The sequence below is a fragment of the Rhodococcus sp. NPDC060090 genome (assembly GCF_042729855.1).
GTDB lineage: Bacteria > Actinomycetota > Actinomycetes > Mycobacteriales > Mycobacteriaceae > Rhodococcus.
In genome coordinates, this window is record NZ_JBHWXB010000007.1 from 35,149 (window position 1) to 54,920 (window position 19,772).

Consider the following 19,772-nt stretch of genomic DNA (forward strand, 5'->3'; position numbering starts at 1 on the left):
GCGTTCCCGTGCCCGTAGAGACGTCCGGGCACCGTCCGCAGCCACCGTGCCGAGGCTTTGCGCCTCGAGCCCGCGCCCTTGCTGACGCCAAAGCGCTCGCCCACGACCTGGCCGAACGTAACGTCCCCGTCCGCGATATCGGTGCGATCCTCGACGTTACCTTCCAACGAGCCAGCCAACTCGTGAACTCGTAACTCACACCACGCATGAGGTGAGGCGCAGCCCGTCACGGGACCTGGATAGCAAAAGACGGGACCCTGACCACCATTTCGGCTGGTCAGAGCCCCGTCACTGGAGCCCCCTGTCAGGATTGAACTGACGACCGCTCGCTTACAAGGCGAGTGCTCTACCACTGAGCTAAGGAGGCATCTCGAGCGCGGCCCATCATATAGTGCGTCACACTCGCCGCGCACATCCACCCTGTGTGGCTACCGTGGGTCCCATGCGTTTCACCCTTGCCTGCCACGAGTTCGCTGTGGACGGTCGCCGGTGAACATCCTCAATGACGCCGCGAATCTGATCTTCGGGAAGCGCCGCGCGACCATCGACGCGGTCACCGCCGCACCCGCGCCGCTCCAGCCGATCGACCTGACGGACGACGCAGTGGTCGCCGAAGCCCTCGATGTCGCAGTCCGCGTGGGTGAAGTTCTGCTCGCCGCGGGCACCGGCGCGATCGATACCGCCGAACAGGTACGGTTCGTCGCCGCGACGTACGGACTGGCCCAGTGCGACGTCGACGTCACATACAACTCGATCGTGCTGTCGGCCTATCGCGGACAGACGATGCCTCCGGCGAGCAGCATGCGCGTGGTGCAGTACCGGTCGATGGACTTCACGCGTCTGGCCGCGGTCGATCGCCTCACTCGAAGAATCCGACGCGACGCGATCTCTCCGGCGCAGGCCCACGAAGAACTCATGGCGCTCACCACAGCGCCTCACCCCTACAACCGTTGGGTCGCCACGGTCGCATGGTCGGGCATGGCCGCGGCGATCTCCGTGTTGCTCGGCGGCGGGTTCCTCGTCGCATTGGTGGCCTTCGGGTCGACGTTCGTCATCGACCGCGCCAACCGGCTTCTCAACGGTGCAGGGTTGCCGTTCTTCTTCCAGCACGTGATGGGCGGCATCATCGCGACGGCCCCCGCAATCACCTTGTACGGGTTCCGCGAAACGCTCGGTTTCGAGATTTCGCCGGGACTGATCATCGCGGCGGGCGTCACGGTGCTGCTGTCCGGCCTCTCTCTGGTCGGCTCGGTGCAGGACGCCATCACGGGCGCACCGATCACCGCATCTGCGCGGTTCTTCGAGTTGCTGATGATGACCGGCGGGATCATCGCGGGCGTGGCGACGACGCTGCGCATCGCCGAAGTGTTCGGAGCCGAGCTTCCCCTCATCACCTACGCTGCGCTACCCGATCTGGCTCAGTTGCCTACGAAGGTCACTGCGGGTGCCGCGGCCGCCCTGTTCTACGCCCTGGCCTGTTATGCGGAGCGCCGGGCACTGACGGTGGCGGCACTTGCCGGCGCCGCCGGTGCCCTCGTCTACCAGTTGTCGCTGGGGCTGAGCCTCGGTCCGATCGTCTCGTCGGCAACAGCCGCGACGGTGATCGGCTTCGCGGGTGGTCTGATGGCTCGCCGCGCTCTGATCCCGCCGCTGGTCGTCGCGGTTGCCGGTATCACTCCCCTGCTGCCGGGTCTGGCCCTGTACCGGGGTCTGTACGCGATGCTGCGCAACGAGGTCACCAGCGGCATGACGGCGCTGTTCTCGGCGTTCGGCATCGGGTGCGCCCTCGCCGCGGGGGTGACCCTGGGTGAGTGGCTCGCCCGCACGACACGTCATCCTCGTTTTCTCCTCGGCGCCGCAGCGAGCGGGTTGCGCCGGCCGCAGATGCGTCGGACCGGGTCGCGGACGGCCAGGGAAGAAGCAGAGGATCGCCCCAGCGCCACCGCAACGACCGGACCGATACCGGTCATCGACGGCACCACCGGGGCCCTACCCATGTTCGACGGCACAGGACCGCTTCCGACGTCACCGCTCTCCACCGCACCGATGCCTACACAAAAGACGAGAGTCACGCAGCGATTTCGTCGGCTGCGTGACTCTCGTCGAATGTAGAAGAAGTTCCTAGGCGCTACCCTGGCGGGCCTTCTGGTCGGCCTCCATCGCGTCGCGCAAGCTCTTGGGACGCATATCGGTCCAGTTCTGCTCGACGTACTCGACGCATGCGGCGCGCGACTCTTCGCCGAATACCACCCGCCACCCCTGCGGGACCTCGGCGAAGGTCGGCCACAGCGAGTACTGCTCCTCGTCGTTCACGAGAACGTAGAAGCGGCCGTCTTCGTCGTCAAATGGATTCGTGCTCATCTCGCCTCACTTGTTGCGTAGGTGTGCTGGTTCGGTATTCTACCAAGCTCGCCGATCCCTGCGTGTTCCACCGATTGCTCCCGCAACCGGCGCTCGAGGACCGAGGAGAGGACCTCTCCCGCCCGAACCGCCGCATTCGACAATAGCGACGCGGTCAAACCGTGAGTCTTCTCCGTCCCTCCCAGCAGGTACATGTCGGCTGCGACGTCGTCCGGCAACTCCAGACGGTAGTCGCGCGCCACCGGCGGCACCGGGGTATCCCACGCGAGATCTCCGAGCACCGAGCCGAGCTGCGTCGGCTCGAAGCCGGTCGCGAGGACGACGGCGTCGCACTTCAGTGTGTCGGACACGCCGTCCAGGTTGTTACGAATTTCCACTTCCATGCCCGCAGCGGTCTCCGTGGCCGCGACCACCTCGGATGCACGACGCATGAACAGGCGGCGCGGCCCACGCACCCGCTCCCGGTATTCGGCTGCGTACAACGCTTCGATCAGTTCGGGCGCCACGACCGCGTAGTTGGTGCCCTTGTGCAGCGCGAGGAGACGTTCGCGCTCCTCGATCGGGGCTCCGTGCAGTTCGTCGACCACTTCGGGGTCGAAGATCCGGTTGGCATACGGGCTGTCGTCGGCGGGGCTGTAACCGAACCGGCCGAAGACGTTGTGGACTTCGGCCTGCGGGTAGTTGGTGTGCAGGTACTGCACCACTTCTGCAGCACTCTGACCGGCACCGACCACGACGAATCGCTGGTGGACCGGCGCAGGCATCTCCTCGAGGTGGAACAGGAAGTCGTGGTTGTGGAAGCAGCGCGACGACTCGCTCGCCCACTCCGGAACGCGGGCCCGCAGGCCGACACCCATCACGACCGTCCGAGCATGCACGACGCTTCCGTCGGCAGCACGGATCGCGAACAGGTCCGCGGTTCCCCGCGCGTTGCGCAGCGGCTCGACGGACACGATGCCTGAGTCGTAGCGAACCTCGGCAGTGACCCGTCGAGCAGCCCATTGCAGGTAATCCTGGAACTCGAGCCGGGTAGGAAAGAACGTCTGATGATTGACGAAGTCGACGAGCCGGTCGTGCTCATGAAGGTAGGAGAAGAAGCTGTAGCTGCTGGTCGGATTGCGGAAGGTGACCAGATCCTTGGGGAACGCGATCTGCATGGTGGAGCCTTCGAGGAGCATTCCGGGATGCCATGCGAACTCGGTACGACGCTCGAAGAAACACGCGCGAACCTCGTCGCGCGGAGAGGTTTCGTTGTGTTCCTCGATCGCGATGGCCAACGCCAGGTTCGCAGGTCCGAAACCGATACCGACGAGGTCGAAGACCTCCCCGTGCGGGTCGCCCTGCACCTCCGATTGACCGGTGAATGTGCTGGATCGGTCGATCATCACTCAACTTCCGTTGTCGGGGGCAAGATGCCCGCAGCCGGCTCGCCTCAACCCCCTGAACAAAGCTCAGGCTAACCTTGGTTCGGGGAGCGTACCAAGCGAAGTCCGCTCCGTGGGGACCTCCGATCGGACACATCCCGACCGATCCCGAAATGCCCGGAAATGCACGAGCGCGGCGGAACCCCATAGGGATTCCGCCGCGCTTGCCACGCGTTCTACTGCCGCTTCTAGTCGGCCAGGAAGTCCAAAAGGAGCTTGTTCACAGCCTCCGGACGCTCGAGGTACCCGTAATGGCCGGCGTCCGGAATCTCCTCGTACCGAGCATTCGGAATCGCATCGGCGACCTCACGCGACAGGTACGACGGAATCATCCGGTCGTCGGCGAAACCGACCGACAGACACGGCACACGCACCGCCCGGTAGGCAGCACGGCGATCGAATTCGCGATCCATCCCCAGCTGGGCTCGCACACCCGGGGATGCGCGACCACCACTGAATTCGAACACGTCGAGCCAGTCGCGGGCGGTGTTCTCGTCGGCCAGCGACGCAGGCGACAGGTTCATCACCGCGGTGAGCGCGGCCTTGTACTTCGCGGGCAGTTCCACTCCACTGTCGTACAGCTGACGCTCACCTTCGGTCAGCGTGATCTGGAAGTGATCCATCCGAGCATGCCCCGCGAGGAACACGGCCTTTCGCACGAGATCCGGCCGGGCCAGTGTGAGTTCCTGCGCAACGCGCGAACCCATCGACGTCCCGACGACGTGCGCCGGCCCTCCGAGCAACTCGATCAGACCCGCGGTGTCCTTCACCATGTCCTCGATGGTGATACCGCCGAGGCTCTCCCCCGACGGTGCGATACCGCGATTGTCGAACGTCGCGACGCGGTACCCCTCCTTCACCAGCGCAGGAACCTGATGCAGATCCCACACACGGCCGGGGCTGCCGGTTCCCATGATCAGGACGACCAGGTCGCCGGAACCCTTGACCTGGTAGTTCAGTGGGATTCCGTTGATCGTGGCGATGGGCATGAAAACCTTCCTCGGCGAATAGCGAACAGCGCCACGCGTCGACGCGGTGGCGCAACTCCCGATACACCGTACCGTGGTGGGTCATCGCCCCGCCCGGTCCAGGTACCGAACTCGGTCCAGCGGAAGGCGGGTGGCGTCGAGGTGTCCAATTCTCATAGAGTCAGGTAGAGCGCCTGCTCACAGCAGTCACCCCGGGAGGATAATCATGGCCGCGGAACCCACGGCGAAAGACATCGCGGACGAGGATCTCGAACCCCTCGCCGACGAAACCGCACGCCAGGCGCAGCGCGTCGTCGCCGCATACGCCGAGGATGCGGATGAGTGCCGCATGCTCCTGTCGATGCTCGGCATCGCCCCCGTCGACAAGCACTGATCACACAAACCACAGGCGGAGAGGACACGATGTGACGACTGGCGAGGCGATACCACGCCAAGATTCCGACACGTTCACCGAATCGGATTTCGTGGTCGTGGCGAACCGCCTCCCGGTCGACCTCGAACGCCTACCGGACGGCACGACACGCTGGAAGCGCAGTCCCGGCGGTCTCGTCACCGCGCTCGAGCCGATCCTGCGCAGCAACCGCGGCGCATGGGTCGGCTGGGCGGGTGTCGCAGACGCGGACATCGACCCCATCGTCGAAGACGACATGGTCCTGCACCCCGTACCACTCAGTGCAGACGAGATCTCCGACTACTACGAAGGCTTCTCGAACGCGACCCTGTGGCCGCTTTATCACGATGTCATCGTGCGCCCGGAGTACCGGCGCGAATGGTGGAACTCCTACGTCGAAGTGAACCGGCGATTCGCCGAAGCCACGGCGAAGGCCTCCGCGCAGGGCGCGACGGTGTGGATCCAGGACTACCAGCTCCAGCTGGTGCCGAAGATGCTCCGCATGCTGCGGCCCGACCTCACCATCGGGTTCTTCCTCCACATCCCGTTCCCGCCGGTCGAGCTGTTCATGCAGATGCCGTGGCGCACCGAGATCGTCGAGGGCCTGCTCGGCGCCGACCTCATCGGCTTCCATCTCGCGGGCGGCGCCACGAACTTCCTCTACCTCGCCCGTCGCCTCGCCGGACACCAGACGTCCCGCGGGACGGTCGGTGTGCGGTCCAAACTCGGTGTCGTGCAGGTCGGGTTCCGCACCGTGAGGGTGGGAGCGTTCCCGATCTCGATCGCGTCCGGAACGTTGGACGAGCAGTCTCGAAGCAAGGAAATCCGGGCGCGTGCCAAGGCCATCCGCAAGGAACTCGGCAACCCGACGAAGATCCTGCTGGGCGTCGACCGGCTCGATTACACCAAGGGCATCGACATCCGGCTCGACGCACTTCGGGAGCTCATCGCCGAAGGTCGCGTCGACCCCGCGGATACGGTGATGGTGCAACTCGCGACACCGAGCCGTGAACGCGTCGAGTCGTACGTGCAGATGCGCGGCGAGATCGAGATGGTCGTCAGCCGCATCAACGGCGAGTATGCCGAAGTCGGCCGCCCCGTCGTGCACTACATCCACCGCCCGGTCCCCCGCGAAGACCTGATCGCGTTCTTCGTCGCAGCCGACGCGATGCTCGTGACTCCCCTGCGCGACGGCATGAACCTCGTCGCCAAGGAATACGTGGCGTGTCGCAGCGACCTGGGCGGAGCGCTGGTTCTCAGCGAATTCACCGGTGCCGCCGAGGAATTGAAACAGGCATACCAGTGCAACCCGCACGACCTCGAAGACGTCAAGGACAAGCTCGAAGCCGCACTGACACAGACCCGCGAGGAAGGCCGCAAGCGGATGCGGGCCCTCCGCCGTCAGGTGCTCACCCACGACGTGGATCGATGGGCTCGCGCGTTCCTCGACGCGCTCGCACACGAGGGGGCCGCCGGACCGGCGCTGATCGCACCCGGGGAGGCAGGCGAGCCGAACTGACCGGCGCCCCCTCGGGACACCCTCAGATGGGGGTCAACCGGTTCACGAGCCAACGCCCGTCCTGATGCTCGAGTTCCACCCGCACCCGGCTTCCGCTACTCACCGCCTCCGGATTCTCCGAACTGGTGGTGATCTGGTTCAGGAACAGCAGCGTCACTGCGTGATCGGCGTCGGCCGACACCACCGACGACGCCTGCACGTTCACTTGCACACTGATCGACTTCTCCTTCGCGCCGGGCGCGATGATGTTCTGCATCAGATTCATGTATTCGTCGCGGAAGTCACCGGTGAGTCCGTCGGCCGCGGCCGCGGTCTGCTCGTCGACGTTCTCGAAGTCGTACGCGAGCATCGCAACTGCCTGCTCCTGCGCCGCGGCCACTGCGTCCGCCCGGGCTGACTCGGCGGCCGCATCCTGGATCGTGCCGTAGCCCAACCAGCCGACGAGCACCGCGAACACCACCGCCACCACACCGAGGGCACCGGCGATCAGCGGCAGATGCGACTTCGACGGCTCGACATCCGACACACTCCCGGCGGCGGTCTTGGTCTCGGCGTCGGTGGTGTCGGCGTCCACAGCTGTCACAGGGTCTTCCTTCCGGTCATCACTCATGGCACGAACTCCACCTTCGATGCCAACAAGCGGCCTTCCTCGTCACAGATCGTCACCCGGAGCCGGAAGTCGCGGGGTGCGGGCTCGGTCTGATCAGCATTGCTCACCATCGCCCGTGACGCCACGAGCGATGCCGTGCAGGGCCCGTCCTCGGTTTGAATACCCGCTTCGAGCACTTCGCCGGTGGTCGTGACCCCCGCTTGCTGCACGACCTCGACGAATGGTCCCTCTCGGCCTTCGAACTCGGCCTTGAAGTCTCCGGTCGCGCCTTCCATGAGCCGCTTGACGTCGGCATCGGCGGTCTCGGCCTGAATGCTCGTGAGGTTGAGGACTGTCTGCCGTGCTGCCTGCAGATACTCTTCGCGTCGGTCGTTGCGGTCGGCGGCGGACTGCCTCTCGAACAGCAACCACGCCCCCGCCGCAATGAGCGCGACAACCAGTACCGACGCTACGACGGTGACGAGCTTCGCCCAACGCGGGCCCGCAGAGGGAGCCGGGTCTACGCGCTCAGGTTCCGAATGCCGTTCGGGATCGTCGGCCTTCGTCAGGTCGACGGCACTGTCCGATTCGATGGCACTGTCCGATTCGACCGGAGCTTCGCGGTCCTTCTTCTCTTCGTCGTCGGCCATCAGCCCTGCTGCGCCTTCATGTAAGTTTCCAAACTCGCTCCATCTCCGAGGTCGGCGTGCCGGAACACGTTGCCTTCCGGACCAATGTACGTGCCCGTTTTCGGATCGATCCGTCGCGCGGTCACGCCTGCCGGAACTTCGTCGGCACCGCTTTCCGTGTGCGAAGCCGGTGTCGGCATGTCGTTCTCCGATGCGACCGGCGTGGGCGGGCCCCGCCACGGATTGTCCGTGTAACCCGGCGTGTAACCCGTGCGGCACATGTCGGGGGTCGGCGCACGTCGCCCCGGGTACTCCATGCACGGTACATTCCGTGCACCGCGTACGGCATTCGGATCCGATTGCGGCAGTTGGCAGAAGATGTCGTCGGGCGTGTCCACCATCGACGTGTCCGCCGGGCTTCGCCACTCTTCGGGAGGCACGAAGCCGGACAGGCACGGCGGCGGGTCGTGCAACTGCAGGTGGAAGTCCACGACCGCACCGTCTTCGGCGGGGCCGCCGCCCGCAGCGGTGATCAACGCGGTCGTCATCGGCGGGTACAGCACGAGGATCTGCTCGATTCCCGCGTTGTAGATGACGCCCACTTCACCGACACTCACCAGGTTCGCGAGCAGCAGCGGCAACGTCGGGCGCAGTTCCTGCAGAAGAGTTTCCGCCTCCGCAGCAGCGGCGGGACCCTTCTCCATGACGGAACGTATATCCGGGTCGCTCTCACGGAGTCGGTCGGTGAATGTGACCATGTCGCGGGTCCACGATCGGATCGAATCGCTGGTGACCACCTGGGTGTCCAGTAGTGGCCCGAGCTCGTCGAGGAGCCTGCGCGTTTCACCCGAGTTCGCCGAGGCCTCCTGTACGAAAAGCCGTGTGGAGTCGAGGAGCTGCTGCAGTTCCGGGCCGGTCCCGTTGAACGCGTCGAATGCCTCGTCGACGACGGTCTGCAATCGTGTGTCGGAGATGCTGGCGAGCAGAACATCCGCTTGATCGAGCAGCGCACCGACCTCCTGCGGAACCGTGGTCCGATCGACCGGGATCACGTCGCCGTCGGCGAGATGAGCATCTGCCGATGCGCCTTCGTGCGGCACGAGGTCGACGTACTGCTCGCCGACCGCCGAGACGCTGCGCACCGCGGCATCGACGTCGGCGGGAATCTTCTGGTCGGAATCGATGGCCAGTACTGCATCGACACCGCCGGGCGACAACGTCACGCTCGTGACCTTGCCGACGGCGTTTCCGCGATACGTCACGTTAGAATGCGGATACAGCCCACCGGTCGACTGGAGCTCGACGGTGACGTTGTACTGACCGATACCCACCAACTGTGGAAGACGCACGTACATCAACGACATCACCACGAGCCCGATCACGGTGAGTACCGCGAAGATCGAGAGCTGGATGCGGACGAACTTGGTGAGCATCATGGTGTCGGCACCTCCCAGGGCAGTCCCGGAATCTTGATTTCGCCGATGCCCGGGATGGTCACCGTCCCTTCCGTGCCTTGCGGCGCCGGAGGGGGAGGCGCCAGCGGCGCTTGGAACGGGTCTACCGCCTGTGCTGCGAGTCCTGCATCCGTACCGAGGATGCCTTCGGGGCCCGCCAGTCGTCCGGCCAGTGGGGTTCCGGTCAGGAAGTTCAGGTCGAGCCGCTCGAGAGTCAGGTCGATGGTCATCGCGAGGTTCGCGTAGTCGCCGCGGATGACCTGATCGATCCCCGCCTGCGGGAAGGGGTAGGTCAGCAGCACACCGAGCACCTCCGTGAGCGCACTACCCGAATCGGCGAGCGCACGTAGCGTGGGAGACAGCGCCTGCAGGTTCGTCTTCAGATCCTCACCGCTGTTCTCCACGAGCCGGCTCGCGACCGTGCTCATCTCTCCCAGCGACGTCATCGCCGCCGTGAGGTTCTGCCGCTGACCTGCGAGTACCTCGAGCGCGGGAGGAAGTTCCTCCAATGCTCTGACCAGCGTCTCGTTCTGATTGTCGACCGTGGACGCGAGACGATCCATACCCTCGAGTGCCGACACGATGTCGTCGCGTTGGGTGTCGAGGGTGGAGACCAGCTCGTCGACACGCGGCAACAGATTGCGGATCGAATCCTCGCGCCCCACAAGGGCCGCATTGAGTTCGGTGGTGATGTCGTTGATCTGCGCGAGTCCGCCGCCGTTGAGTACCAGCGACAGCGACGAGAGGGTCTGCTCCGTCGTGGGGTAGGCGCCCGCACGCTCGAGGGGAATGATGTCGCCGGGTTCGAGCCGGCCCTGCGGAGGCTCGGCGGTCGGCGCCGCCAATTCGAGATGCTGCGATCCGAGCAGCGAAGTCTGACCGATGCGGGCGGTCGCGTTGGCGGGTAACTCGACGTCCCCTTCGAGCGACACCGTCACCAGCGCGTGCCAGTTCTCGACCTCGATGTTCTCGATGGAACCGATGGTGACGTCGTCGATTCGCACGGGCGAATTCTGTGTCAGTGTCGTGACATTCGGCATTCGTATCTGAACCTGGTACGAGTCGGCGCCGCGACCCGCCGCACCGGGCATCGGAACGGAGTTGAGCCCGTTCCATTCGCACCCGGACAGCGTGGCCGCCGCGATCACCGTCGTTGCCGCTGCGGCGAACCGCACTGCTCTGCTCTGAATTCTCATCGTCCTCCTCCCGGCTGCAGCAGCGACCCGAGATCGCCCGGAACCGTGATCCCTGGAAGCCCCGGAAGCACACTGTCCAGCGGCGAAGCAGGCATCGCGGGCTGTTCCGGAGCGGTTCCACGCCCGGCCGACGCCTCTTCGAGCCCCGGCTCGGAGTACTCGATCTGGTCGGGGAACGCCTGGACACCGGCCAACGGATTTGCCAGGACCGGAAGGTAATTGGCTTGGATCGAGGACAAGACCGGACCGAGATGCTGTCGGCACAATTCTTCGCTGCGCTCGGACGTCGCATTCGCCGCAGCACCCACCGACCCGCACATCCACTCGATCGGGTTCGCCGTGTTGTTGATGGCGAGTGCGCCGGTGAGCGAGCCCTGGGCCGGCTTGTAGATGTTGTAGAAGTTCGACAGCGCCGTCGGGCCGGAGTGCAGCACACGTTCGATCTCGGGGCGCTTACGGGCGAGCACCTCGGTGGCGTCGGCGAGTCGCTCCACCGATTCGGTCAGCCCTGCGCGGTTGTCCTGGATGAACCGCTGGACGTCCCCGACGGCGATATTGAGATCGGAAAGGGAGACTCCCAATTGGTCGGAGCTTTCGGCCAGCACATTCGACACGGATGCCAGGCGACCGCCGAACTGCACGATCTGCTCGTTGCTCTGCGACAACACCGACACGAAGGCCTGCAGATTACGGACAGTGCCGAACAGGTCGGTGCGTCCCTCCGACAGCGTGTGCATCGTGTCGGACAGTTCCCGAAGGGTGCTGTTGATCGTCGCACCGTTGCCCTCGAGGTTCTCCGCAGCGGTGTCGATGAACCGTCCGAGCGAACCCTGCGGGTCGAGCTCTTCCGGTCCGAGTGCCTCCGACAACCGCATCAGCTCGGTCTTGATCTCGTCCCATTCGACGGGGGATGCGGTGCGCTCCACCGGGATCGTCGCTTCGTCGGCGATCTCTTCTCCGCCCGAGTAGACCGGTGTCAGCTGGACGAACCGCGCCGAGACGAGACTCTGGGCGATGATCACGGCTTTGGCGTCGGCCGGGACATCGACCGAGTCGTCGACCTGCATGGCCACCCGCACGATCTCGTCGCCGGGATCGATGTCGGTGATCTTCCCGACCGACACCCCGAGCACCCGCACGTCGTCGCCTTCGTACAGGCCACTCGTGGAGAGGAATTCGGCATGGATCGTTCGTTTACCCAGTCCGGAGAACACTGCGAGTCCGACCGCGACGAGCGCGATGACCACGACGCAGGCGATCGTGGGGAGGAGCCATTTCGGTCGGCTGCGGGCCGCGCTCTCGGCGGGTGTGGTGTGGGCGTTCATTCGCCATCCCTCTTGATCGACGGCGGTTCCTTCGGAATCACGTCCTGTAGATCCTGCGGCAGCAGGTCGGGTGCCAGTTGACTGTCCACTATGGCCTTCCACCACGGCGCCGGGAGGATGTTCGACACGTAGGCGTTGAAGAACGGTCCGCTCGCAACGGATTCGCCGAGAGCGCTGATGTAGGGACCGAGCCCGTCGAGAGCGCCGGCGATGTTCTCCTTGTTCGCCTGCAGATTCTCGGTCACCCTGTTGAGCACCTCAAGCGTCGGTCCCATCTGGGCCTGGTTGTCCTGCACGAGGCCGGTCAACTCCCGCGACACCGACGAGATGTTCGCGATGAGTTCGGTGATGGCGTCGCGCCGCAGGCTCAGCTCACCGAAGAGCGAGTTCGCGTCGACGATCAGCTCGTTGACCTGATCGCTGCGCTCCGACAGGATGCCGGTGACACCCTCCGCGCGGGAGAGAAGCTGTGACAGCGATTCGTCGCGCGCGTTGATCGACTGCGACAGGCGTGTCATGCCCTCGAGGGCCCCGCGGATCTCGGGCGGCGTGTCCTGCAACGTATCCGACAGTGCCTCGAGCGATTCGTTGATCTGGTCGGTGTCGAGTTCGGACGTGGTCGTCGTGAGGTCGCCGAGGGCGTCCGTCAGCGAGTACGGCGAGTTGGTGCGTTCGAGGGCGATCACCGAACCCGGCCGCATCACACCCTGGCCGCCGGGACGCACCGCGAGGGACTTCGCACCGAGCACGGTGTTGGTCTTGATGTCGGCGCCCGTGCCGTCGCCGAGGCCGATGCCGTCGCGGATCCTGAAGGTCACGAGCACGGCATCACCGTCGAGGGCGACGTCGGTGACCGCACCGACGTCGACGCCGGAGAGGGTGACGTCGTCGCCGGACACGAGACCGCCGGCATCGGCGAACCGGGCCGAATACGTCAGCCCTCCGGACAGGAACTGCAGTTGGTCGTATTGGAGTCCTGCCACGACGATCGCGACGGATACCGCAAGACCGACCGCGCCGATCCTGAGTGTGTCGGGTTCTCGTATTCCGCTCATTCGAGTTTCGCGCACCTTCCGGTCGTCTGTGCGGCAGTCGTGAATCGGATGGTCGTCCCGTCCGGTCCCGAGAGCTTGAAGGTGTTGGCACACAGGAAGAATTGGAAGAAGTTTCCGTACGCACCGACGCGGATCAGCTTCTTGTAGTCCGACGGCAGCCGCGAGAGTGTCGTGTTGATGTCGTCCTCTCCCATGTCGAGCTGCGTCATGGTGCGGTTGGTTTCGGCGATCACCGACTGGAGGTCGGGACGCGTGTTCTGCAGCAGTGCAGCGAGATCGGCCGTACCTGCGGCGATCTGCGGAATGGCAGCGCCGATCGGGTCGCGGTCGTCGGCGAGTCCGCCGACCAGGCTGTGCAGCTGATCGATGGTCTCGGTGAACTCACGATCGTGATCGTCGATCGTCCCGAGAACGCCGTTGAGGTTGTCGATGACGTCGCCGATCAACTGGTCGCGGTCGGCAAGCGAGTTGGTGAACGAGTTGGTGGAGCCGAGCAGCGACACCAGGGTGTCGCCCTGCCCCTGGAAGACCTGCAGCAACGCACCCGACAGGTCGTTGACCTGCTGGGAATCGAGGCCCCTGAGCAGCGGCTTGAATCCGCCGAGCAGAAGATCGAGGTCGAGGGCGGGTTCGGTCTGTTCGAGGGGGATGCTGCCGTCCGCAGCGAGGATGTCGAGACTGCCGGGTCCTTCGAGAAGTTCGAGATAGCGGTCGCCGACCAGGTTCTCGTAACGCACCGTCGCGCGAGTGCTCGCAAACAGTGTGTGCTTGGAGTCGACATTGAAATCGACCTCGGCGTGATTGCCGTCCCCGATGTCGACGCCCGTCACCGACCCGACCTGAACTCCTGCGATACGCACCTTGTCGCCTGCTTCGAGCCCTGATACGTCGTCGAATGTGGCGTGGTAGTCCTCTGTTCCGGTGAAGCGTGCCTGGCTGAACACCACCGTGAGGCCGGCGAACACCAGCACCATGACGAGGGCGAAGATCGAGAACTTGACTGTGGATTCCCTCATGGTCACTGCCCTGCCGGAAGGTAGTCGCCGAACAGGAATCCGAAGATCGTCGGGTACCGGATCCATGCCTCAGTGGCGGGCTTGAACGGGACCGTCGCTGTGTCGGTCACCAGGAACGGCGCATTCCCGTCTCGGACCGGATCGAAATTCGGCATTCCGTGGCAGTTGGGGCCGCCCGACGCACCGACCACCGGAAGGTCCTCCTCGTGGTTGTAGGGGGTCGCTCCGCCCATGAAACTGGTACTGAGCGTCAATGCCGCGTACTTACCGGTGCCCGCCATCGGCTCGAACGCGACCCGCGCATCGTTGAGACCGGTGATGAAGCAGGTGAGTTCGGGCGAGTACTCGCCGAGCAGCGTGGTGGTATGAGTCAGGGCATCGAGCGCGGTGGTGAGCTGGGCTTCGTTCTCCCCCAGTACGTCCCGCCCAGTATTGGCGAGACCGGTGAGGTTCATCAGCAGCAGATCGAGTTGTTCCTGCTCGTCGACGACGGTGTTGCCCACCTCCGTCGCATTCCCGATCGTGGTCATCAGATCGGGCGCGACATCGGCGTAGAGCTGCGCGACAGTCGCGCCGACCTCGAGGTCGTATTCGAGTTGTGGCAGAGACGGGTTCATCTCGGCCAGGTACTCGTCGGCCGCGACGAGGGTCGCGCCGAGTTCGTCCCCGCGCCCGTTGAGCGCTTCGGACAACGCGCCGAGGGTTGCGTTGAGCTTCTCGGGCTGGATCTGCGCCAGGACGTCGGAGAGATGTTCGAAAACGGTGTTGAATTCGACGGTCACGCTGTCGGCCGCGATCACCGCGCCCTCCTGCATCGGCGTCGACGACGGGTCGTCGGGGACGATGATGTTGACGAACTTCGCCCCGAACACCGTGGTCGATTCGATCGCTACCTGAGCATTCGACGGGATCAGGTCCATCTGTCCGGGCTGCATCGCGAGTTCGAGCACGGCGCCGTTCGGGCTGTGCTCGATCGATGCGACCCGGCCCACCTCGACGCCGCGCAATTTCACTTTGGCCTCGGTCTCCATCACCAGCCCGGACCGGGCCGAGGTGACGGTGATCGGTGTCGTCGACGTGAAGCCACCGACGAACAATGTCAGCGCCACGGCGACGATCGCCACCAGTCCCCCGACCAACCCGAAGGCGGCAAGCTTCTTCTTCCACGAAGGAGTATCCATGCGCGCCGCCCTATCCCGACAGGTTGAAGTTGCCGGAGGTGCCGTACACCGCGAGGGAGATGAGGAGGGTCACCGTCACGACCGCGATCAACGAGGCCCGCACCGCGTTGCCGACCGCGACACCGACGCCGACGGGGCCTCCACTTGCGGTGAAACCGTAGTAGGTGTGGATGAGCATCACCGCGACCGCCATCACCATCGCCTGCACGAACGACCACAGGATGTCGGTGGGTATGAGGAAGGTCGAGAAGTAGTGGTCGTAGACGCCGCCCGACTGCCCGTAGAGCACGACGGTCGCGAACCTGCTGGCGATGAACGACGCGATGACCGCCAGCGAGTACAGCGGGATGATCGAGATCATTCCTGCCATCACGCGGGTCGAGACGAGGTAGGGAATCGACGGGATCGCCATGGTCTCGAGGGCATCGATCTCTTCGGAGACACGCATCGCGCCGAGCTGCGCGGTGGAACCGGCGCCGATCGTCGCGGCGAGTCCGATACCTGCGATGGTCGGGGCGGCGATGCGCACGTTGATGAATGCGGCGAAGAAGCCGGTGAGGGCCTCGACTCCGATGTTGCCGAGCGAGCTGAATCCCTGCACGGCGATGATTCCGCCGGTGAACAAGGTCAGGAAGCCGACGATCACCACGGTGCCGCCGATGACGGCGAGCGCGCCTGTGCCCATGCTGATCTCCGCGATCAGCCGCACGGTCTCCTTCGGGTAGTGCATCACCGCGCGCGGCATGGTGCCGAGTGCGCGGGCGAAGAACAATGCTTGCTCGCCGAGCCTGTCGATCGATTTCGACGTCTTGCCGAGTCGTCGCGTAGTTCTGGGGAATCGGCCTGTCATCAATGCCATCGTGTGTGCCCCCTCATCCGCCCGTGAGCTTGATGCCGACTGCGGTCACGAGGAGATTGACGACGAAGAGCGCCATGAATGCGAACACCACCGTCTGGTTGACGGCGTCGCCGACACTCTTGGCACCGCCCCTGACGTTCAGACCGAGGTATGAGGCGACGAGTCCGGCGATCATGCCGAACAGGCCTGCCTTGACCTGGGAGATCATGAGTTCTCCGAATCCGGTGAGCAGAGTGATGCCGTTGACGAAGGCGCCCGGGTTCACGCCCTGGAAGAAGACGGAGAAGCCGAAGCCACCGAGGATGCCGATGGTGCAGACGAGTCCGTTGAGTAGAAGCGCGACCACGGTGGACGCGAGGACCCGCGGTACGACGAGGCGCTGGATCGGATCGATACCGAGCACCTTCATCGCGTCGATCTCCTCGCGAATGGTGCGGGCGGCGAGGTCGGCGCAGATCGCGGTGGCTCCGGCGCCGGCGACGATGAGCACGGTGACCATGGGCCCGACCTGGGTGACAGCACCCAAGGCGGCTCCCGCACCGCTGAGGTCGGCCGCGCCGATCTCCCTCAGCAGGATGTTCAGCGTGAAGCTGACGAGCACGGTGAACGGGACCGCGACGAGGATGGTCGGCATCAGGGAGACCCTGGCGACGAACCATGCCTGATCGATGAATTCGCGGCGCTGGAACGGACGGACGAAGGCGGCACGCGCGGTCTCGCCTGTCATGGCGAACAAGCCACCGACGGCCCGCAGGGGGACTTCGAAGAGGTCTACCACCGCGTTTCCCCTTCGTTCGATGATGTGCTTGCCCCACGCCACAGCAGCAGTATTGCTGTGACCCGCGTCATATTAACTAGAACGTGTTCACGTGTCAAAGATGCGTCGCTTCCACGGTTGGAATGTCGGTGCTACTGACGAAAAAACATGGGCGGGTTCAAAGATCCCAAGCGGACATAAGCCGGTTTACACTGGGGTTTTGATGAGAATGCGCATCACCGGGCAACCTTTCCGAATTGCCGACGCCATGCTGCCGCTACATCGAAATCGACTTGCTCCGGCAGAAAAACTAGAACAGATTCCCATGTTGTTTCGGCATCGAGAAAGCTGCTCTTCTTCACAGCCGGAGCCGGGCGCCGACGCCCGGAGGCGCGCGGAGTGCAACAGTAACCGACACTGCCGGTTGCAGTAAACCCGATCCGGACGAGCGTCCGGATCGGACCTGCCACGAAGCTTAGAGGCGAATTACAGGGCGAGCGCGGCAGATGCCGAGAACGTCCTGCCCGGATCCCGGTCCGAGAAGTACCCACCGAGTTCGGAAGCGAGCGCAGCAGGGGTCCACTGCCCGTCGGCGTCGAAGCGCTGCTCGACGGTCGGCGCTGCCATCAACGCAACCATCGGGCCGTAGACGATGAAGACCTGGCCGTTGACGTTCTCTGCCGCGGGAGAGGCCAGGTAGGACACCAGCGATGCGACATGATCGGGCGAAAGGGGATCGATCTCGCCGTCGGGCGCATCCCCGAACACCGCTTCGGTCATCGCGGTGCGCGCCCGCGGGCAGATCGCGTTGGCGCGGACGCCGTACCGCGCCAGACCGCGCGCCGCCGATACGGTGAGCGAAGTGATGCCCGCCTTCGCGGCACCGTAATTGGCCTGCCCCTCGGGGCCGAGCAGTCCGGCTTCGGACGAGGTGTTCACGATCCGCGCGTAGACCGGGCCACCGATCTCCTTCGACCTGCCACGCCAGTAGGCCGCGGCGTTGCGGCACAGGAGGAAATGGCCACGCAGGTGCACCGAGATGACGGTGTCCCATTCCTCGTCCGACATGTTCGGAAGCATCCGGTCGCGGACGACACCGGCATTGTTGACCACGATGTCGAGCCCACCGAACCGATCCACAGCACGGGACACCAGCGCATCGGCGGTGGCACGTTCGGCGACACTGCCGGGCACGAAGTCGGCGTCGACCCCCAGCGCACGGATCTGCGCGAGGGTTTCCTCCACCGCGTCGCCCGGAGCGAGATCGTTGATGATCACCCTCGCTCCCGCACGGGCGAGACCGAGCGCCTCGGCGCGTCCGAGTCCCGCGCCGGCACCGGTGACGACCGCAACCTTGCCCTCGAGCGACACATCCCCGTCGCGACCGTTACCGACAGCACTCATTCACGCACTCCCTTGCGAAGTCGGGCAAGACATCCAAGATGCCCTCACCCGTGGTCCACCCCGGGGATCCGAAGCCGCCCCGGAATCTAGAACTTGTTGCTGTTTATGACAAGACCCGACGAACTCGCCGTCAGCTCGTCGCTGCCGAAACCTCGGACAGCGCCGCGCGCGGGCACTGCGCGATCGCATCACGAACGAGATCCTCACTCCCCGCGGGAACGGGATGCACGACGATCAGTTCGTCGTCGTCGTTCAGATCGAAGACGTCGGGTGCGATACCCACGCACACACCGTTGGCCTCACAGCGGTCGAAGTCGACCTCGACATCCATCTCCGGACCTCATTCCTCACCGTAGGAGTCATTCGAACTCAGACTAGAACGCGTTACAATTCTGTGCAATGATTCGTCGGATCCTAAGACGACGGAGGAGCGTTCGTGGACATCGACTACACCCCCGGGCAGCAACGGCTACGCGAGGAACTGCGCGAGTACTTCGCAGACCTGATGACGGAAGAACGACGCGAGGCACTCGCCGCCACCACCGGCGAGTACGGCTCGGGCAACGTGTACCGCGAGGTCGTCCAGCAGATGGGCAAGGACGGGTGGCTCACACTCGGCTGGCCGGAAGAGTTCGGCGGCCAGAATCGCCCCGCGATGGACCAGCTGATCTTCAGCGACGAAGCCGCCGTCGCAGGCGCGCCTGTTCCATTCCTGACCATCGACTCGGTCGCGCCGACGATCATGCACTACGGCACCGACGAACAGAAGGACTACTTCCTCCCGCGCATCTCCGCCGGTGAACTCCACTTCTCCATCGGATATTCCGAACCGGAGGCAGGCACCGACCTCGCGTCACTGCGCACGAGCGCCGTACGCGACGGCGACGAATGGGTGATCAACGGCCAGAAGATGTGGACGAGCCTGATCGCCTACGCCGACTACGTGTGGCTCGCAGTACGCACCGATCCTGATGCCAAGAAGCACAAGGGAATCAGCATCCTCATCGTCCCCACCGACGCCGAGGGTTTCTCCTACACGCCCGTGCACACCATGGCCGGCCCCGACACCAGCGCCACCTACTACCAGGATGTCCGAGTCCCCGCCTCCGCACTCGTCGGCGAGGAGAACGGCGGCTGGGCCCTGATCACCAATCAGCTCAACCACGAGCGGGTCGCGCTGACCTCCGCCGGCCCCGTCCTGAGTGCACTGCGCGAGGTTCGGGCCTGGGCACAGCACACGCACCTTCCCGACGGGCGGCGTGTGATCGACCAGGAATGGGTTCAGGTCAACCTGGCGCGGGTGCACGCGAAGGCCGAGTACCTCCAGCTCATGAACTGGGACATCGCCTCCGGCACCGGCCCCCTCGGACCCGCGCCTGCCTCGGCCAACAAGGTCTTCGGAACAGAGTTCGCCACCGAGGCGTACCGCCTGCTCATGGAGATTCTCGGCCCGGCGGCGACAGTGCGGCAGAACTCCCCCGGCACACTGCTGCGCGGACGCATCGAGCGGATGCATCGCAGTTCGCTGATCCTCACCTTCGGCGGCGGCACCAACGAAGTGCAGCGCGACATCATCGCGATGACCGCACTCGGCCTGCCGCCTTCCAAGCGCTAGAAAAGGAC

General features: G+C 64.8%; 19 protein-coding genes and 1 tRNA gene. 4 read left to right on the forward strand and 16 right to left on the reverse strand.

Going from position 1 to position 19,772, the window contains the following annotated elements; genetic code table 11:
- Positions 1-292: 292 nt before the first annotated feature.
- Positions 293-367 (reverse strand) — tRNA-Thr (locus ACFWCF_RS11270).
- A 122-nt stretch (positions 368-489) separates the two neighbouring features.
- On the opposite strand from ACFWCF_RS11270, the gene ACFWCF_RS11275 reads away from it, so the two are divergent.
- On the forward strand, positions 490-2,112 hold the full coding sequence (locus tag ACFWCF_RS11275) for a threonine/serine exporter ThrE family protein (RefSeq protein ID WP_378488931.1): 1,623 nt from the start codon (positions 490-492) through the stop codon (positions 2,110-2,112).
- 9 nt (positions 2,113-2,121) lie between these two features.
- Here ACFWCF_RS11275 and ACFWCF_RS11280 read toward each other — a convergent pair whose 3' ends face one another.
- The 3 genes from ACFWCF_RS11280 to ACFWCF_RS11290 form a co-directional block, all read right to left on the reverse strand.
- Positions 2,122-2,361 carry an MbtH family protein gene (locus ACFWCF_RS11280; protein WP_378488932.1) on the reverse strand — a complete coding sequence of 80 codons (240 nt, stop codon included), beginning with the start codon at positions 2,359-2,361 and terminating at the stop codon, positions 2,122-2,124.
- Positions 2,358-3,746: a lysine N(6)-hydroxylase/L-ornithine N(5)-oxygenase family protein gene (locus ACFWCF_RS11285; RefSeq protein WP_378560955.1), complete on the reverse strand. Its 1,389-nt coding sequence runs from the start codon at positions 3,744-3,746 to the stop codon at positions 2,358-2,360. The genes ACFWCF_RS11280 and ACFWCF_RS11285 overlap by 4 nt, the downstream gene beginning before the upstream one ends.
- A 227-nt stretch (positions 3,747-3,973) precedes the next feature.
- Complete coding sequence (locus ACFWCF_RS11290; RefSeq protein ID WP_378560958.1) at positions 3,974-4,774, reverse strand: alpha/beta fold hydrolase; 801 nt, start codon at positions 4,772-4,774, stop codon at positions 3,974-3,976.
- A gap of 205 nt (positions 4,775-4,979) precedes the next feature.
- Between ACFWCF_RS11290 and ACFWCF_RS11295 the strand changes: the two genes are divergently transcribed.
- Positions 4,980-5,147, forward strand: coding sequence for a hypothetical protein (locus ACFWCF_RS11295; protein WP_378488935.1), 168 nt, complete (start codon positions 4,980-4,982; stop codon positions 5,145-5,147).
- 31 nt (positions 5,148-5,178) lie between these two features.
- Positions 5,179-6,684 (forward strand): trehalose-6-phosphate synthase, encoded by a 1,506-nt coding sequence (locus ACFWCF_RS11300; protein ID WP_378560961.1) that lies wholly within the window; start codon positions 5,179-5,181, stop codon positions 6,682-6,684.
- Positions 6,685-6,706: 22 nt separating this feature from the next.
- Here the strand turns inward: ACFWCF_RS11300 and ACFWCF_RS11305 are convergent, their stop codons facing one another.
- From ACFWCF_RS11305 to ACFWCF_RS11360, 12 genes are all read right to left on the reverse strand, one after another.
- The gene (locus tag ACFWCF_RS11305) at positions 6,707-7,294 is read right to left on the reverse strand and encodes a twin-arginine translocation pathway signal (protein ID WP_378560964.1); all 588 of its coding nucleotides are present in this window, start codon (positions 7,292-7,294) and stop codon (positions 6,707-6,709) included.
- Positions 7,291-7,923, reverse strand: a complete 633-nt coding sequence (locus ACFWCF_RS11310; RefSeq protein ID WP_378560967.1) for a hypothetical protein — start codon at positions 7,921-7,923, stop codon at positions 7,291-7,293. The genes ACFWCF_RS11305 and ACFWCF_RS11310 overlap by 4 nt, the downstream gene beginning before the upstream one ends.
- The gene (locus ACFWCF_RS11315; RefSeq protein WP_378560970.1) at positions 7,923-9,338 is read right to left on the reverse strand and encodes an MCE family protein; all 1,416 of its coding nucleotides are present in this window, start codon (positions 9,336-9,338) and stop codon (positions 7,923-7,925) included. The genes ACFWCF_RS11310 and ACFWCF_RS11315 overlap by 1 nt, the downstream gene beginning before the upstream one ends.
- Positions 9,335-10,552, reverse strand: a complete 1,218-nt coding sequence (locus tag ACFWCF_RS11320; protein WP_378560973.1) for an MCE family protein — start codon at positions 10,550-10,552, stop codon at positions 9,335-9,337. Before ACFWCF_RS11320 ends, ACFWCF_RS11315 begins: the two co-directional genes overlap by 4 nt.
- A complete protein-coding gene (locus ACFWCF_RS11325) occupies positions 10,549-11,877 on the reverse strand; it encodes an MCE family protein (protein WP_378560976.1) in 1,329 nt (442 codons plus the stop codon). The genes ACFWCF_RS11320 and ACFWCF_RS11325 overlap by 4 nt, the downstream gene beginning before the upstream one ends.
- The gene (locus tag ACFWCF_RS11330; RefSeq protein WP_378560979.1) at positions 11,874-12,932 is read right to left on the reverse strand and encodes an MCE family protein; all 1,059 of its coding nucleotides are present in this window, start codon (positions 12,930-12,932) and stop codon (positions 11,874-11,876) included. The genes ACFWCF_RS11325 and ACFWCF_RS11330 overlap by 4 nt, the downstream gene beginning before the upstream one ends.
- Positions 12,929-13,948 carry an MCE family protein gene (locus ACFWCF_RS11335; protein ID WP_378488943.1) on the reverse strand — a complete coding sequence of 340 codons (1,020 nt, stop codon included), beginning with the start codon at positions 13,946-13,948 and terminating at the stop codon, positions 12,929-12,931. The genes ACFWCF_RS11330 and ACFWCF_RS11335 overlap by 4 nt, the downstream gene beginning before the upstream one ends.
- A 2-nt stretch (positions 13,949-13,950) precedes the next feature.
- On the reverse strand, positions 13,951-15,129 hold the full coding sequence (locus tag ACFWCF_RS11340) for an MCE family protein (RefSeq protein ID WP_378488944.1): 1,179 nt from the start codon (positions 15,127-15,129) through the stop codon (positions 13,951-13,953).
- A 10-nt stretch (positions 15,130-15,139) separates the two neighbouring features.
- Positions 15,140-15,988 (reverse strand): MlaE family ABC transporter permease, encoded by an 849-nt coding sequence (locus ACFWCF_RS11345; protein ID WP_378488945.1) that lies wholly within the window; start codon positions 15,986-15,988, stop codon positions 15,140-15,142.
- Positions 15,989-16,001: 13 nt separating this feature from the next.
- Positions 16,002-16,766 carry an MlaE family ABC transporter permease gene (locus tag ACFWCF_RS11350; protein ID WP_378489116.1) on the reverse strand — a complete coding sequence of 255 codons (765 nt, stop codon included), beginning with the start codon at positions 16,764-16,766 and terminating at the stop codon, positions 16,002-16,004.
- Between the two features lie 465 nt (positions 16,767-17,231).
- Entirely contained in the window at positions 17,232-18,149 is a 918-nt protein-coding gene (locus tag ACFWCF_RS11355; protein ID WP_378560982.1) for a 3-oxoacyl-ACP reductase, read from the reverse strand.
- A gap of 130 nt (positions 18,150-18,279) precedes the next feature.
- The gene (locus ACFWCF_RS11360) at positions 18,280-18,480 is read right to left on the reverse strand and encodes a ferredoxin (protein WP_378488947.1); all 201 of its coding nucleotides are present in this window, start codon (positions 18,478-18,480) and stop codon (positions 18,280-18,282) included.
- A 105-nt stretch (positions 18,481-18,585) separates the two neighbouring features.
- Between ACFWCF_RS11360 and ACFWCF_RS11365 the strand changes: the two genes are divergently transcribed.
- Positions 18,586-19,764 (forward strand): acyl-CoA dehydrogenase family protein, encoded by a 1,179-nt coding sequence (locus tag ACFWCF_RS11365; protein ID WP_378560985.1) that lies wholly within the window; start codon positions 18,586-18,588, stop codon positions 19,762-19,764.
- The last annotated feature ends 8 nt before the right edge of the window (positions 19,765-19,772 follow it).

Bases quoted from the DNA above. Each gene is read 5' to 3' on its own strand.
- ACFWCF_RS11280 (WP_378488932.1), bottom strand. From the start codon at position 2,361: ATGAGCACGAATCCATTTGACGACGAAGACGGCCGCTTCTACGTTCTC.
- ACFWCF_RS11285 (WP_378560955.1), bottom strand. From the start codon at position 3,746: ATGATCGACCGATCCAGCACATTCACCGGTCAATCGGAGGTGCAGGGC.
- ACFWCF_RS11290 (WP_378560958.1), bottom strand. From the start codon at position 4,774: ATGCCCATCGCCACGATCAACGGAATCCCACTGAACTACCAGGTCAAG.
- ACFWCF_RS11295 (WP_378488935.1), top strand. From the start codon at position 4,980: ATGGCCGCGGAACCCACGGCGAAAGACATCGCGGACGAGGATCTCGAA.
- ACFWCF_RS11305 (WP_378560964.1), bottom strand. From the start codon at position 7,294: ATGAGTGATGACCGGAAGGAAGACCCTGTGACAGCTGTGGACGCCGAC.
- ACFWCF_RS11310 (WP_378560967.1), bottom strand. From the start codon at position 7,923: ATGGCCGACGACGAAGAGAAGAAGGACCGCGAAGCTCCGGTCGAATCG.
- ACFWCF_RS11315 (WP_378560970.1), bottom strand. From the start codon at position 9,338: ATGATGCTCACCAAGTTCGTCCGCATCCAGCTCTCGATCTTCGCGGTA.
- ACFWCF_RS11320 (WP_378560973.1), bottom strand. From the start codon at position 10,552: ATGAGAATTCAGAGCAGAGCAGTGCGGTTCGCCGCAGCGGCAACGACG.
- ACFWCF_RS11325 (WP_378560976.1), bottom strand. From the start codon at position 11,877: ATGAACGCCCACACCACACCCGCCGAGAGCGCGGCCCGCAGCCGACCG.
- ACFWCF_RS11330 (WP_378560979.1), bottom strand. From the start codon at position 12,932: ATGAGCGGAATACGAGAACCCGACACACTCAGGATCGGCGCGGTCGGT.
- ACFWCF_RS11335 (WP_378488943.1), bottom strand. From the start codon at position 13,948: ATGAGGGAATCCACAGTCAAGTTCTCGATCTTCGCCCTCGTCATGGTG.
- ACFWCF_RS11340 (WP_378488944.1), bottom strand. From the start codon at position 15,129: ATGGATACTCCTTCGTGGAAGAAGAAGCTTGCCGCCTTCGGGTTGGTC.
- ACFWCF_RS11345 (WP_378488945.1), bottom strand. From the start codon at position 15,988: ATGGCATTGATGACAGGCCGATTCCCCAGAACTACGCGACGACTCGGC.
- ACFWCF_RS11355 (WP_378560982.1), bottom strand. From the start codon at position 18,149: ATGAGTGCTGTCGGTAACGGTCGCGACGGGGATGTGTCGCTCGAGGGC.
- ACFWCF_RS11360 (WP_378488947.1), bottom strand. From the start codon at position 18,480: ATGGATGTCGAGGTCGACTTCGACCGCTGTGAGGCCAACGGTGTGTGC.